At 63.5% G+C, this 13,836-nt stretch carries 13 protein-coding genes; 5 read left to right on the top strand and 8 right to left on the bottom strand.

The window, feature by feature from the left end; all coding sequences use genetic code 11:
• Positions 1–10 precede the first annotated feature (10 nt).
• From leuS to UCMB321_RS24020, 5 genes are all read left to right on the top strand, one after another.
• Positions 11–2,617 carry a leucine--tRNA ligase gene (gene leuS, locus UCMB321_RS24000; RefSeq protein ID WP_040071169.1) on the top strand — a complete coding sequence of 869 codons (2,607 nt, stop codon included), beginning with the start codon at positions 11–13 and terminating at the stop codon, positions 2,615–2,617.
• 85 nt (positions 2,618–2,702) lie between these two features.
• Positions 2,703–3,308: an LPS-assembly lipoprotein LptE gene (locus UCMB321_RS24005; protein WP_040071221.1), complete on the top strand. Its 606-nt coding sequence runs from the start codon at positions 2,703–2,705 to the stop codon at positions 3,306–3,308.
• 40 nt (positions 3,309–3,348) lie between these two features.
• Positions 3,349–4,386 (top strand): DNA polymerase III subunit delta, encoded by a 1,038-nt coding sequence (gene holA, locus UCMB321_RS24010; protein ID WP_040071170.1) that lies wholly within the window; start codon positions 3,349–3,351, stop codon positions 4,384–4,386.
• A 226-nt stretch (positions 4,387–4,612) separates the two neighbouring features.
• On the top strand, positions 4,613–4,774 hold the full coding sequence (gene arfA / locus UCMB321_RS24015; protein WP_040071171.1) for an alternative ribosome rescue factor ArfA: 162 nt from the start codon (positions 4,613–4,615) through the stop codon (positions 4,772–4,774).
• A 72-nt stretch (positions 4,775–4,846) separates the two neighbouring features.
• Complete coding sequence (locus tag UCMB321_RS24020; RefSeq protein ID WP_040071172.1) at positions 4,847–6,157, top strand: lytic murein transglycosylase; 1,311 nt, start codon at positions 4,847–4,849, stop codon at positions 6,155–6,157.
• A 157-nt stretch (positions 6,158–6,314) separates the two neighbouring features.
• Here UCMB321_RS24020 and UCMB321_RS24025 read toward each other — a convergent pair whose 3' ends face one another.
• From UCMB321_RS24025 to rodA, 8 genes are all read right to left on the bottom strand, one after another.
• Complete coding sequence (locus tag UCMB321_RS24025; protein WP_040071173.1) at positions 6,315–7,271, bottom strand: S66 peptidase family protein; 957 nt, start codon at positions 7,269–7,271, stop codon at positions 6,315–6,317.
• A gap of 3 nt (positions 7,272–7,274) precedes the next feature.
• The gene (gene lipA / locus UCMB321_RS24030; RefSeq protein WP_040071174.1) at positions 7,275–8,300 is read right to left on the bottom strand and encodes a lipoyl synthase; all 1,026 of its coding nucleotides are present in this window, start codon (positions 8,298–8,300) and stop codon (positions 7,275–7,277) included.
• A 1-nt stretch (position 8,301) separates the two neighbouring features.
• Positions 8,302–8,952 carry a lipoyl(octanoyl) transferase LipB gene (gene lipB, locus UCMB321_RS24035; RefSeq protein ID WP_040071175.1) on the bottom strand — a complete coding sequence of 217 codons (651 nt, stop codon included), beginning with the start codon at positions 8,950–8,952 and terminating at the stop codon, positions 8,302–8,304.
• Positions 8,952–9,227, bottom strand: a complete 276-nt coding sequence (locus tag UCMB321_RS24040) for a DUF493 domain-containing protein (protein ID WP_040071176.1) — start codon at positions 9,225–9,227, stop codon at positions 8,952–8,954. Before UCMB321_RS24040 ends, lipB begins: the two co-directional genes overlap by 1 nt.
• 97 nt (positions 9,228–9,324) lie before the next feature.
• Complete coding sequence (locus UCMB321_RS24045; protein ID WP_040071177.1) at positions 9,325–10,488, bottom strand: D-alanyl-D-alanine carboxypeptidase family protein; 1,164 nt, start codon at positions 10,486–10,488, stop codon at positions 9,325–9,327.
• A gap of 181 nt (positions 10,489–10,669) precedes the next feature.
• Positions 10,670–11,680: a septal ring lytic transglycosylase RlpA family protein gene (locus UCMB321_RS24050; protein WP_040071178.1), complete on the bottom strand. Its 1,011-nt coding sequence runs from the start codon at positions 11,678–11,680 to the stop codon at positions 10,670–10,672.
• Positions 11,680–12,690, bottom strand: a complete 1,011-nt coding sequence (gene mltB, locus UCMB321_RS24055; protein ID WP_040071179.1) for a lytic murein transglycosylase B — start codon at positions 12,688–12,690, stop codon at positions 11,680–11,682. The genes UCMB321_RS24050 and mltB overlap by 1 nt, the downstream gene beginning before the upstream one ends.
• A 17-nt stretch (positions 12,691–12,707) precedes the next feature.
• Entirely contained in the window at positions 12,708–13,811 is a 1,104-nt protein-coding gene (gene rodA, locus UCMB321_RS24060; RefSeq protein WP_052451353.1) for a rod shape-determining protein RodA, read from the bottom strand.
• Positions 13,812–13,836 lie beyond the last annotated feature (25 nt).

Here is a 13,836-nt window from a genome sequence, read left to right on the forward strand (position 1 = left end):
ACAAGTAGCCATGCACGAACACTACCAGCCCCGTGAAATCGAAAACGCCGCCCAATCGTTCTGGGACGCGCAAAAGTCCTTTGAAGTCAGTGAACAGCCAGGCAAGGAGACCTACTACTGCCTGTCGATGTTCCCTTACCCCAGCGGCAAGCTACACATGGGGCACGTGCGCAACTACACCATCGGTGACGTGATCGCGCGTTATCAGCGCATGCAAGGCAAGAACGTCCTGCAACCCATGGGTTGGGACGCCTTCGGCATGCCGGCGGAAAACGCCGCGATGAAGAACAATGTCGCGCCGGCCAAGTGGACCTACGAAAACATCGCCTACATGAAGAGCCAGCTGCGCAGCCTGGGCCTGGCGGTGGACTGGTCCCGCGAAGTGACCACCTGCAAGCCGGACTACTACCGCTGGGAACAATGGCTGTTCACCCGCCTGTTCGAAAAGGGCGTGATCTACCGCAAGAACGGCACCGTGAACTGGGACCCGGTGGACCAGACCGTACTGGCCAACGAGCAAGTGATCGACGGCCGTGGCTGGCGTTCCGGCGCGCTGATCGAAAAGCGCGAAATCCCGATGTACTACTTCAAGATCACCGCCTACGCCGATGAGCTGCTGGAAAGCCTCGACGAACTGCCGGGCTGGCCCGAGCAGGTCAAGACCATGCAGCGCAACTGGATCGGCAAGTCCCGTGGCATGGAAGTGCAGTTCCCGTACCACGTCGACTCCATCGGCGAAGCCGGCAGCCTGAAAGTCTTCACCACCCGTCCGGACACCCTGATGGGCGCGACCTACGTCGCCGTGGCTGCCGAGCACCACCTGGCGACCCTGGCTGCGCGCAACAACCCCGAGCTGCAGGCCTTCATCGCCGAATGCAAGGGCGGCAGCGTCGCCGAAGCCGACGTCGCCACCCAGGAGAAGAAAGGCCTGCCAACCGGCCTGTTCGTCGAACACCCGCTGACCGGCGAGCAACTGCCGGTGTGGGTCGCCAACTACGTGCTGATGCACTACGGCGACGGCGCGGTCATGGCCGTACCGGCCCACGACGAACGTGATTTCGAGTTCGCCCACAAATACAACCTGCCGGTCAAATCGGTGGTGCGCACCAGCTCGGGCGATACCAACCCGGCACCGTGGCAAGACGCCTACGGCGAATACGGCAGCCTGATCAACTCCGGCGAGTTCGACGGTCTGGACTTCGCCGGCGCGTTCGATGCCATCGAAGCCGCGCTGATCAAGAAAAACCTCGGTGCCTCGCGCACCCAGTTCCGCCTGCGCGACTGGGGCATCAGCCGTCAGCGCTACTGGGGCTGCCCGATCCCGATCATCCACTGCAACACTTGCGGCGACGTTCCGGTGCCGCAAGACCAGTTGCCGGTCGTGCTGCCGGAAGACGTGGTGCCGGACGGCGCCGGTTCGCCGCTGGCGCGCATGCCCGAGTTCTACGAATGCAGCTGCCCGAAATGCGGCGCGCCTGCCAAGCGTGAAACCGACACCATGGACACCTTCGTCGAATCGTCCTGGTACTATGCCCGCTACGCCTCGCCGCACTACGAGGGTGGCCTGGTCGACCCGAAAGCCGCCGACCACTGGCTGCCGGTGGACCAGTACATCGGCGGTATCGAACACGCGATCCTGCACCTGCTCTACGCGCGCTTCTTCCACAAGCTGATGCGCGACGAAGGCCTGGTCAGCTCCAACGAGCCGTTCAAGAACCTGTTGACCCAGGGCATGGTGGTCGCCGAGACCTACTACCGTCGCGAAGCCAACGGCGGCTACACCTGGTACAACCCGGCGGACGTCGAGCTCGAGCGCGACAGCAAGGCCAAGATCATTGGCGCCAAGCTGATCAGCGATGGCCTGCCGGTGGAAATCGGCGGCACCGAGAAGATGGCCAAGTCGAAGAACAACGGCGTCGATCCGCAGTCGATGATCGAGCAGTACGGTGCCGACACCTGCCGTCTGTTCATGATGTTCGCCTCGCCGCCCGACATGAGCCTGGAGTGGTCCGACTCCGGTGTCGAAGGTTCGCACCGCTTCCTCAAGCGCGTCTGGCGCCTGGCCCAGGCCCACGTGACCCAGGGTCTGCCGGGCCAGCTTGAGCTGGCGACGCTGAACGACGAGCAGAAAGCCATTCGCCGCTCGATCCACCTGGCGATCAAGCAAGCCAGCCAGGATGTCGGCCAGCATCACAAGTTCAACACCGCCATCGCCCAGGTGATGACGCTGATGAACGTGCTGGAAAAAGCCCCTCAAGGCACCGAACAGGATCGCGCCCTGGTCCAGGAAGGCCTGGAAACCGTGGCCCTGCTGCTGGCCCCGATCACCCCGCACATCAGCCACGAGCTGTGGCACCGCCTCGGTCACCCTGGCGCCATCATCGACGCCGGCTGGCCGGTGCTGGATGACAGCGCACTGGTCCAGGACAGCCTGCAACTGGTGATCCAGGTCAACGGCAAGCTGCGCGGCCAGATCGACATGCCGGCCAGCGCCAGCCGTGAAGAGATCGAAGCGGCGGCGCGGGTCAACGAAAACGTGCTGCGTTTCACCGATGGCCTGACGATTCGCAAAGTGATCGTCGTGCCCGGCAAACTGGTCAATATCGTCGCCAGCTAAATGGCGATCGGGCGCCTCCAGGGGCGCCTTGCACGACTTCCGCGGTCGCACCGTCGACCCACAGGGTTTCAAGGGGAGCAACAAGATGATCAAACGCAATCTGCTGGTAATGGGCCTCGCCGTGCTGCTGAGCGCCTGCGGCTTCCATCTGCGCGGCACCGGCACCAACGAACTGACCATCAAGGAACTGTCGGTCAGCGCGCGTAACGCCTACGGCGACACGGTCAAGCAGTTGACCCAGGTCCTGGAGAACAGCGGTGTCAAGGTCTACAACGGCGCACCTTACAAGCTGGTCCTGACCGATGAACAGGATACCCAGCGCGACGCGACCTACTCGGGCTCCGGCCGTAACGCCGAATACGAGCTCAATACCGCGCTGTACTATGAAATCCGCGGCGACCACGACCGGCAACTGCTGACCGGCAAGCTGCAGGTGCAGAAGTACTACGTGCACGACGGCAACAACATCACCGCCGGCGATACCGAAGCGACCCAGCTGCGCAAGGAAATGCGCCGCGACCTGATCCAGCAGATGGTCCTGCGCCTGCAATTGCTGACACCGGCGCAACTGGATGCCCTGCAACAGACCGCCGACGCCAAGGCCAAGGCCGATGCCGAAGCCCTGGAAGCCGCGCGCAAGTACGAAGCGTCGAAGCCGCAGCAGTCGCCGCTGCAACTGCCGCAGCAGTAAGCATGACGGGGCGCCCTGGGCGCCCCGCATTGGCCCGCCTATGAAACTCGCCCCCGCCCAACTCGCCAAGCACCTGCAAGGTGGCCTTGCGCCTGTCTACGTCATCAGTGGCGATGATCCACTGCTGTGCCAGGAAGCGGCCGACGCCATCCGTGGCGCCGCTCGCCAACAAGGTTTCGACGAACGCCAGGTATTCAGCGCCGACGCCAACTTCGACTGGGGCACGCTGCTGCAAGCCGGCGCCAGCATGTCGCTGTTCGCCGAAAAACGTCTGCTGGAACTGCGCCTGCCTTCGGGCAAGCCCGGGGACAAGGGCGCCGCGGCACTGATCGAATACTGCTCGCGCCCGGCCGAAGACACCCTGCTGCTGATCAGCCTGCCCAAGCTCGACGGCAGCGCGCAGAAGACCAAGTGGGGCAAGGCCCTGGTCGAAGGCCAGGACACCCAGTTCATCCAGATCTGGCCGGTGGACGCGGCCCAGTTGCCGCAGTGGATTCGCCAGCGCCTGTCCCAGGCCGGCCTCTCTGCCCAGCAGGACGCGGTGGAACTGATTGCCGCGCGGGTCGAAGGCAACCTGCTGGCGGCCGCCCAGGAAATCGAAAAGCTCAAGTTGATGGCCGAGGGTGGGCAGATCACCGTGGAAACGGTGCAGGCCGCCGTGGCCGACAGTGCCCGCTTCGACGTCTTCGGCCTGGTCGATGCGGTGCTCAATGGCGAGGCGGCGCATGCCCTGCGGATGCTCGAAGGGCTGCGCGGCGAAGGTGTCGAGCCGCCGGTGATTCTCTGGGCCCTGGCCCGGGAACTGCGGCTGTTGGCCAACCTGTCGTTGCAATACAGCCAGGGCGTGCCACTGGACAAGGCCTTCAGCCAGGCCAAGCCACCGGTCTGGGACAAGCGCAAGCCGCTGATGAGCAAGGCCCTGCAACGGCACACGGCGCAACGCTGGAGCCAGTTGCTGCTGGACGCACAACGTATCGACGCACAGATCAAGGGCCAGGCGGCGGGCTCGCCGTGGAGCAGCCTGAGCCGCTTGAGTTTGCTGATGTGCGGCCAGCGCCTGGCGCTGCCAGCGGAATAACCCCCTTTGAAGACTACACGCCCCTTGTAGGAGCTGGCTTGCCAGCGATGAGGCCCTTGAGCCTTGCAGTGCCCATGCGGACGCCATCGCCAGCAAGCCGGCTCCCACAAGTTCGCGTTTCAGCCCAGCCCGAGCGTCCCATGATCGCCAAATGCCCCCACTGGACAGGCCGCTACATCTGCCCGATGATTCACACTCTTCCACACCCACCCAAGAGTGCACGCCCATGAGCAAGCCGTCCCGGCATCGGCCCAACAAAGCCAAATCCATCATCGCCCAGCCACTGTTCCGCAGCCGTCAGGAACAACCGGCGAAGGGCAAAGGCAGCTACCGCCGCGAAGCCTTCCAGTCTAAAAGCTGGGAGGCTTCTTACTTTCTGACGGCCTGAAAGCGCCCTCACGACTGCACCCCCTCAAGCATGGTAAGGTCAGCACCTGATTCGCATTATCCGGACCTGCGCATGCCCTTTTGCCTTACCCTTCGTCGACCGTTACGCCGACTGTTCGCCGCCACCAGCTTCATCCTGCTAGTCGCCTGCGCGGAAAAACCAACCGCCGCCGACGCCGAGCCACTGCAAACCCTCCCCGCAGCCCCGATCCCTGCCCTGCCGCAGGTCAACGACGACCTGACGATCCAGCCGACGCAAAGCTTCAGTGAGTGGATCTCGGCGTTCCGTATCGAAGCCCTGAGAGCCGGCATCACGCCCGCCGTATTCGATGCCGCCTTTGCCGGCATCACCCTCGACATGAGCGTGATCAAGGCCGACCGCAGCCAACCGGAGTTCACCCGCCCGGTCTGGGAATACCTCGACGGTGCCCTGTCCGCCGTGCGCGTGCGCAAGGGCCAGGCCCTGCTGGCGCAGAACAGCGCCCTGCTCTCGAGCATCGAACAACGCTATGGCGTCGACCGCGAGGCACTGGTGGCGGTGTGGGGCATGGAAAGCAATTTCGGCCAGTTCCAGGGCGACAAGTCGGTGATCCGCTCGCTGGCGACCCTGGCCTATGAAGGCCGTCGCCCGGCGTTCGCCAAGGACCAGTTGCTGGCGGCGCTGCAGATTATCCAGCATGGCGATATCCAGCCCGAGCAGATGCTCGGCTCCTGGGCCGGCGCCATGGGCCAGACCCAGTTCATCCCCACCACCTACAACACCTACGCGGTGGACTTCGATGGCAGCGGCCGCCGCGACATCTGGAGCAACTCGGCCGATGCCCTGGCCTCGACCGCCAACTACCTGCAAAGCTCCGGCTGGCAGCGCGGACAACCTTGGGGGCTGGAAGTGGTGTTGCCGCAGGCCTTCGACTACGCCCAGGCCGACGGCACGATCCGCAAGTCGGTGAGCGAGTGGCTGCAAATGGGTATTCGTCTACCGGCGGGGGCCGCGCTGCCAACTGGCTCGGCGCCACTGTCCGCCGCCCTGCTGCTACCGGCGGGCTATCGCGGACCGGCGTTCCTGGTGCTGGACAACTTCCGCGCCATCCTCAAGTACAACAACTCGTCGTCCTATGGGCTGGCGGTTGGCTTGTTGTCCCAGCGTTTCAATGGCGCCGGCTTGATTCGTGGCGAATGGCCGAAGGATGATTTGCCGTTGAGCCGCTCCGAGCGGATCGAGTTGCAGGCGCAGCTCAGCGCCAAGGGCTATGACGCCGGCAATCCCGACGGGATTATCGGCGCCAATACCCGCAAGGCGATTCGCGGGGCCCAGCAGGCGTTGGGCTGGCCGGCGGATGGCTATCCGAATCACAAGCTGCTGGAGAGCTTGCGTAGCCGCTAGAAGCGACCCTGTGCCCTTTGTAGGAGCCAGCTTGCTGGCGATGGCGCCCGAACAGTCGATGCAAGACTTCCGGGCCTCATCGCTGCGGTGCGGCGTCCCGACAAGCCAGCTCCTACAAAGGAATGTGATCTGTCGCAAGATTGTGGGATAAGCCAGGTTATTCGGCGCGCACCACATCCTGCTCCAACGTCAGCTGCCGGGCACCGGCATCCAGCCGCACCTGCGCGCCCAGCGGCAGCGTCAGATTCGGGTCGCAATGCCCGCTGCGCCAACCCGCCAGCACCGGAATCCCCAAGGGCCCCAGCTCCTGCTTGAGCAAGCGCGTCAGCGCGTCCGGGTCGACTCCGGCGAAATCCCCCACCAACACCCCGCTCAGGCCTTCCAGCTTGCCCGCCAGGCGCAGATGCGTCAGCAACCGATCGACGCGGTACAGCGGCTCGTTGACGTCCTCGATCAGCAGGATCACGCCCTGGGTGTCGATTTCATAGGGCGTGCCCAGAGTGGCGCAGATCAACGACAGGTTGCCGCCTTGCAGGCGCCCCGAAGCCGCGCCAGGAATGACAGTGCTCAAGGGAAATGCCGCGGGATGCTCGAACACACTGCCGGCCCGTACCCGACCGCTCAGCAGGTTGAACAACGAGGATTCGGTCGGGGGCAGCTTGTCCCCCAGCAGATCCGCATTGAACAGCGGCCCGTGAAAGGTCATGAACCCCGCATAACGGGCAATCGCCAGATGCAACGCCGTGATATCGCTGTAACCGACCAAAGGCTTTGGATGTTTTTTGAGCAGTTCAAAATCGATGTCGTCCAACAGGCGCGGGCAACCGTAGCCGCCGCGCAGGCAGAGAATCACATCGATTTCAGGATCGGCAAAGGCGTCGTGCAGGTCCCGCAGGCGCACGGCATCGCTGCCGGCCAGGTAACCGTCCCGTTGCGAGACGCCCGGAAATATCCGCAGCTCATAACCGCGATCCTGCACCCACTGCTGCGCCTTGAGCGGGTCAAGGGGCGCGGGGCCGGCCGGGGCGATCAGACCGATCACCCCGCCCTTGCGCAGCGCCGACACCGCGCTCTGGACCGGATAGGAAACCTGCACGGGTCGACGACGGTTCAAGGGTTACGCTCCGATCAGTTCAGCCTTGACCAGCTTGGCCTGTTCGTCGGCATGGTAGGACGAACGCACCAGCGGCCCGGAAGCCACGTTCTTGAAGCCCATCTTGTAACCTTCCTCGGCGAACCAGGCGAAGGTGTCCGGGTGCACGAAACGCTGCACCGGCAAGTGGTTGCGAGACGGTTGCAGGTACTGGCCGAGGGTCAGCATGTCGATGTCGTGCTCGCGCATGCGCTGCATGACTTCGATGACTTCGTCGTCGGTTTCGCCCAGGCCCAGCATCAGGCCGGACTTGGTCGGAATGTGCGGCATCATCTGCTTGAAGCGCTGCAGCAGGGTCAGCGACCACTGGTAGTCGGAACCCGGACGCGCGGCCTTGTACAGGCGAGGCACGGTTTCCAGGTTGTGGTTGAACACATCCGGCGGCTCGGCGGCGGTGATTTCCAGGGCGATGTCCATGCGGCCACGGTAGTCCGGGACCAGGGTCTCGAGCTGCACGTTCGGCGACAGCTTGCGGATCTCGCGGATGCAGTCGGCGAAGTGCTGGGCACCGCCGTCACGCAGGTCGTCGCGGTCCACGGAAGTGATAACCACGTATTTGAGACGCAGGTCGGCAATGGCCACCGCCAGGTTCACCGGTTCATCGGCATCCAGTGCCTTCGGCCGGCCGTGGCCGACGTCGCAGAACGGGCAACGGCGGGTGCAGATATCGCCCATGATCATGAAGGTCGCGGTACCGCCGCTGAAGCACTCGCCCAGGTTCGGGCAGGAGGCCTCTTCGCAGACGCTGTGCAGCTTGTGCTTGCGCAGCAATTGCTTGATACGGTCAACTTCCGGCGAAACCGGGATGCGTACGCGAATCCAGTCGGGCTTCTTCGGCAATTCGGTGGTCGGAATGATCTTCACCGGGATCCGTGCGACTTTCTCGGCGCCACGCAGCTTGACGCCGGTTTCGACTTTCGCACGGGCCGGGCGCTCGGAAACGTCCGGCGTCGGGGTCAGGGTTTGCACAGCGTCTTGCGCAGTAGTCATATCAATCGATTCCGCCCGTGAGGGTCGTCTGCTCAGCATAGTCGAGGTGTTTGACGAGCTGCGCACGCAGCCGGGCACTTACCTCGGCAAATTCAATCGGTCCTGTGTGGTCACGCAGCTGGGTCATTGCCAGCCCCGCATAACCGCAGGGGTTAATCCGTCGAAACGGCCCGAGGTCCATGTCGACATTCAACGCCAGGCCATGGAACGAACAGCCGTTGCGAATCCGCAGGCCCAGGGAGGCGATCTTCGCGCCATCGACATACACGCCGGGGGCGTCGGCCTTGGCCTCGGCGTTCACGCCGTAGCTGGCCAGCAGGTCGATCAGGCAACGCTCCATCCGGCTGACCAGTTCGCGTACGCCAAAACCCAGGCGACGAACGTCCAGCAACAGATAGGCCACCAGTTGGCCGGGGCCATGATAAGTCACCTGGCCGCCGCGATCGACCTGAACCACCGGAATATCGCCCGGCAGCAGCAGGTGCTCGGCCTTGCCGGCCTGGCCCTGGGTGAACACCGACGGATGCTGCACCAGCCAGATTTCATCCGGCAGGTCAGCGTGCTTGCGCCCATCGGTAAAACGTTGCATGGCATGCCAGACCGGCTCGTAAGGGGTCTGGCCGAGCTCGCGAAAGCCCAGCACGCCGCCCATCACAGCACCATGTGTACGAAACCGGTGGCCCGCAACTCGCTGTTGATGTCGTACAGCTGGTCCTGGCCGGTGGCGAGGATATGCAACTGGATGGTGGTGTACTTGCCGTTGGTGCTCTGGCGCTCGTCCACCCGGTTATCGTTGATCGTGGCGTGTTTCTTGACGATCTCGACGATCTTGTCCTTGTTGCCCACACCCGTGTCGCTGATCACCTTGACCGGGTAGTCGGTCACGGGGAATTCGATTTTCGGTGCTTTTACTTCAGTGTCTGTCATGACGGTAACGGCCTCTTGAGCCGTGGCGACGGACATGCCCCTGGCACCGGGATACCGGCCAGGGGCACGCAAATCGACACTATCTGTTGAACCTGCCTCAGTTGAACATGCCGTAGAAGAACATACGGATGCTGTCCCACAGGCGACGGAAGATACCACCTTCCTCGACCGCGTCCAGTGCGATCAGATCAGCGCTGTGCACCACTTTGTCATCCAGTTTGACTTCGACTTTACCGATCACGTCACCCTTGGCGATCGGTGCGACCAGTTTCGGGTTCAGGGTCATGCTGGCCGCCAGCTTCTTGAGCTGGCCTTTAGGCATGGTCATGGTCAGGTCTTCGGCCAGGCCGGCCTTGACCTGGTGGGTGGTGCCTTTCCAGACCGGCGCCTGGGCCAGTTCCGTGCCCTTCTGGTAGAAGGTCTGGGTTTCGAAGAAGCGGAAACCGTAGGTCAGCAGCTTCTGGGTTTCAGAGGCGCGAGCCGATTCACTGTTGGTACCGAACACCACGGCGATCAGGCGCTGGCCGTCACGTACCGCCGAGGACACCATGCAGTAGCCGGCTTCTTCGGTGTGGCCGGTCTTCAGGCCGTCGACGGTCTTGTCGCGCCACAGCAGCAGGTTGCGGTTAGGCTGCTTGATGCCGTTCCAGAAGAACTCTTTCTGCGAGTAGATTGCGTAGTGCACCGGGTCGACGCGGATGATCGCGCGGGCCAGCACCGCCATGTCATGCGGCGACGAGTAGTGCTCGGGGTTCGGCAGACCGGTCGGGTTCATGAAGTGGCTGTTGCTCATGCCCAGATCGGCGGCCGTCTTGTTCATCATGTCCGCGAACGCGTCTTCGCTGCCGGCGATGTGCTCGGACAGCGCCACGCTGGCGTCGTTGCCGGACTGGATGATGATGCCGTGCAGCAGGTCGCTGACGGTCACCTGCGAGCCGACCTTGATGAACATCCGCGAACCGCCGGTGCGCCAGGCGTTTTCGCTGACGGTCACCGGATCGTTCTCGCCGATCTGCCCGCGACGGATCTCCAGGGTGGCGATATAGGCGGTCATCAGCTTGGTCAGGCTGGCCGGGGGCAGGCGCTGGTCGCCGTTGTTCTCGACCAGCACGTTGCCGCTGGCGGCATCCATGAGCACATAGGCTTTCGCGGCCAGTTGCGGCGAAGCCGGCAGGGCCATGTCATCCGCTGCCCAGGCGGCAGGCGCAACGATCAGGGGTACAAGCAGGCACAAACGTTTGGCAAAGGTGGTGATGTTCATCCGTCTCTCGAAATCGCTAATGGAAACTTGCCCTCGCGGGCAAAAATAAATCAGACAGTTTTCCAACTGCCCCGTGTCAGGTTGCTCGCTCCACCACCCTTTCCAGGCTTTTATTATCAAACGAACCAACAACCCAGGACCCGGCCCCAGAAAAGCGGCCCAATCCACAATTGTGCCTGTGTTACTCCGACGTCACCAGACTCGCTGATCCGAGATTGGCCAGACGCACGCTGTTCTGCACCTGCTGCACCTCACCCGGCGTGCCGATCGGTCCCATCCGGACCCGATGCAGGGTCTGCTGGTTGCGCACGATCGGGCTGACGAAGACCGGCGCGTTCACCATCGAGCTTAGCTTCGATCTCAGCAGTTCGGCAGCGTCCGGGTTGGCGAACGCGCCCACCTGGAGATACTGGCCAGAGGCTGATGCAGAGCCGTTTTTTTTTGCGTCAGCCTGTACGGGCACGACGTCGCTGGCGTGTTGCTGCGGTGGCGGGGTCCACTGCTCGATCGTCCCGGTGGACGCGGTCAGGGCCGGAGTCTGGGGCTGAGCCACTGGCGGCTCGTTGAGCATCAGCGGCGCCGGGCGGCCGCGCTGGGCCCACCATTCCTGCGGGTCGATACCCTCGACCTTGACTCGCGCCGTGCCGATCTCGGCATAGCCGAGCTTCTTGGCGGCGGCATAGGACAGGTCGATGATCCGGTCCGAATAGAACGGTCCGCGGTCATTGACCCGCAGGATCACGCTGCGGTTGTTGTCCAGGTTGGTCACCCGCACATAGCTGGGCAGCGGCAGGGTCTTGTGCGCGGCACTCATGCCGTACAGGTCATAGACTTCGCCATTGGCGGTGTTCTGGCCATGGAACTTGGTGCCGTACCAGGACGCCGTGCCCTGGGCCACATAGCGCTTGGAATCGGTCAGGGGGAAATAGGTCTTGCCCAGCACCGTGTAGGGGTTGGCCTTGTACGGCCCGGTGTGCAGGGTCGGCGTGGCATCCGGGATGCGCGACACGTCGACGTCCCACCACGGCGCGCCGTCCTTGTGGGCCCGGTTGATGTCCAGGCCCGGCTTGGCGCGGATGGTATTGGAGGACGCCTGGTACGGCGAGCGGCTGGTCGAGCAACTGACCACCAACACCGCCAGCGCGGTGTAAGCCAACAGCTTCAGTGGTTTTGAAATCGGCAAAGCCTGCATTACTTGACGCCCCGTGCTTGGACCAACAGGTCAGACAGCTGATGCACGGCCATGGCGTACATTACGCTGCGGTTATAGCGCGTGATCGCATAAAAATTCTTCAGGCCCATCCAATATTCCGGGCCATTGTCGCCGTCCAGGCGAAATGCCGTCACCGGCATATCATCGCGCAGCGCATCATGACTCGACCAGCCCAGCGCCCGCAACTCCCCAACGGTCTTGACCGGCTCGAGAGCCGGGCTCAGGCCCTGGTCGACCTGGTCGCCACGCACGTCGGCGCGGCTGACCACCGGCTCCCCGGCCACCCAGCCGTGGCGCTTGAAGTAGCTGGCGACACTGCCGATGGCGTCGTCGGCGTTGGTCCAGATATTGATGTGGCCGGTGCCGTCGAAATCCACCGCATAGGCGCGGAAGCTGCTCGGCATGAACTGCGGCATGCCCATGGCCCCGGCATAGGAACCCTTGAGGGTGAGCGGGTCGAGCTGTTCTTCGCGGGCCAGCAGGAGGAATTCACGCAACTCCTTGCGGAAGAACTCAGCGCGCGGCGGATAGTCGAAGCCCAGGGTCGACAAGGCGTCGATCACCCGGTAATTGCCGGTGTTACGGCCGAAAAAGGTTTCCACACCGATGATCGCGACAATCACCTGGGCCGGCACGCCGTATTCCTGCTCGGCGCGGGCCAGGGCCGCCTCATGCTGGCGCCAGAAGTCGACGCCACGGGCGATCCGCGCGTCGGTGATGAACATCGGGCGATATTCCTTCCACGGCTTGACCCGTTCCGCCGGGCGGGAAATCGCGTCGAGAATGCTCTGCTTGCGCTCGACCTGACGGAACACCTCCATCAGTTGCTCACCGGCAAAGCCATAGTCGCGGGTCATTTCAGCGACGAACTCGGCCACTTGCGGCGAACCTTCGTAGTCTCCGGCCAGTACCCCCTGCACCGCCCCCAGACAGCCGACCAGGCCTATCCATGGCGCACACCGGGCCGCCCAACCGCGCAATACTTGCATTGAATTGTTCACCTTGCTCAAACCTGTGCGATCCACTTGCGGTGGGTATGGATCGACATCAACACCCCAAACGCTGACAGCAGCGTCACCAGCGAAGTTCCGCCGTAGCTAATGAAGGGCAACGGCACCCCTACCACCGGCAACAGCCCACTGACCATGCCGATGTTGACGAAAACATAGACGAAAAACGTCATGGTCAGGCTGCCGGCCAGCAGCTTGCCGAACAGCGTCTGGGCCTGGGCGGTGATGACCAGCCCGCGACCGATCAGCAGCAGGTAGAGCAGCAGCAAGGCGCAGATGCCCACCAGGCCGAACTCTTCGCCCATGACCGCGATGATGAAGTCGGTGTGGCTTTCCGGCAGGAAGTCCAGGTGCGACTGGGTGCCCAGCAGCCAGCCCTTGCCGAACACGCCGCCGGAACCGATGGCGGCCTTGGACTGGATGATGTTCCAGCCGGTGCCCAGCGGATCGCTTTCCGGGTCGAGGAAGGTCAGGATCCGCTGTTTCTGGTAGTCGTGCATGATGAAGAACCACATGCCCACCGCCACCGGCACCGTCGCCGCCAGCACACTGAGGATCCAGCGCCAGCGCAGGCCGCCCATGAACAGCACGAACGCGCCGCCGGCCAGCACCAGCAGCGAGGTGCCGAGGTCGGGCTGGCGCACGATGAGGATAAACGGCACGCCGATCAGCATCAGGCTGATGGCCACGTGCTTGAGCTGCGGCGGCAGGGTGCGCTTGGACAGGTACCAGGCGATGGTCGCCGGCATCAGGATCTTCATGAATTCCGACGGCTGGAAGCGGATCACCCCGGGAATGTTGATCCAGCGCGTGGCGCCCATGGCGTTGTGGCCCATGACGTCCGTCGCCACCAGCAGCATCACCCCCAGCACATAGGCCAGCGGCACCCAACGGGCCATGAACCGCGGCTCGAGCTGGGCGATCACGAACATCGACACCAGGCCGATGCCGAAGGAGGTGGCCTGCTTGATCAGCAGGTCCCAGCTCTTGCCACTGGCCGAATACAGGACGAACAGGCTGCCGGCCGCCAGGGTCAGCAGCAGGATCAGCAGCGGGCCGTCGATGTGCATGCGCTGCAACAAGGTGGCCCGGCGGCGCATCACATCCTCGCTGGAGAGAATACGA

It is taken from the genome of Pseudomonas batumici, assembly GCF_000820515.1.
In the GTDB taxonomy this organism is placed as follows: domain Bacteria; phylum Pseudomonadota; class Gammaproteobacteria; order Pseudomonadales; family Pseudomonadaceae; genus Aquipseudomonas; species Aquipseudomonas batumici.

Excerpts from the sequence above, each read along its gene's own strand:
- rodA (WP_052451353.1), bottom strand. The coding sequence starts at position 13,811 with ATGCGCCGCCGGGCCACCTTGTTGCAGCGCATGCACATCGACGGCCCG.
- lipB (WP_040071175.1), bottom strand. The coding sequence starts at position 8,952 with ATGGGCGGCGTGCTGGGCTTTCGCGAGCTCGGCCAGACCCCTTACGAG.
- arfA (WP_040071171.1), top strand. The coding sequence starts at position 4,613 with ATGAGCAAGCCGTCCCGGCATCGGCCCAACAAAGCCAAATCCATCATC.
- UCMB321_RS24040 (WP_040071176.1), bottom strand. The coding sequence starts at position 9,227 with ATGACAGACACTGAAGTAAAAGCACCGAAAATCGAATTCCCCGTGACC.
- UCMB321_RS24050 (WP_040071178.1), bottom strand. The coding sequence starts at position 11,680 with ATGCAGGCTTTGCCGATTTCAAAACCACTGAAGCTGTTGGCTTACACC.
- UCMB321_RS24005 (WP_040071221.1), top strand. The coding sequence starts at position 2,703 with ATGATCAAACGCAATCTGCTGGTAATGGGCCTCGCCGTGCTGCTGAGC.
- leuS (WP_040071169.1), top strand. The coding sequence starts at position 11 with ATGCACGAACACTACCAGCCCCGTGAAATCGAAAACGCCGCCCAATCG.
- lipA (WP_040071174.1), bottom strand. The coding sequence starts at position 8,300 with ATGACTACTGCGCAAGACGCTGTGCAAACCCTGACCCCGACGCCGGAC.
- UCMB321_RS24020 (WP_040071172.1), top strand. The coding sequence starts at position 4,847 with ATGCCCTTTTGCCTTACCCTTCGTCGACCGTTACGCCGACTGTTCGCC.
- UCMB321_RS24045 (WP_040071177.1), bottom strand. The coding sequence starts at position 10,488 with ATGAACATCACCACCTTTGCCAAACGTTTGTGCCTGCTTGTACCCCTG.
- holA (WP_040071170.1), top strand. The coding sequence starts at position 3,349 with ATGAAACTCGCCCCCGCCCAACTCGCCAAGCACCTGCAAGGTGGCCTT.
- mltB (WP_040071179.1), bottom strand. The coding sequence starts at position 12,690 with ATGCAAGTATTGCGCGGTTGGGCGGCCCGGTGTGCGCCATGGATAGGC.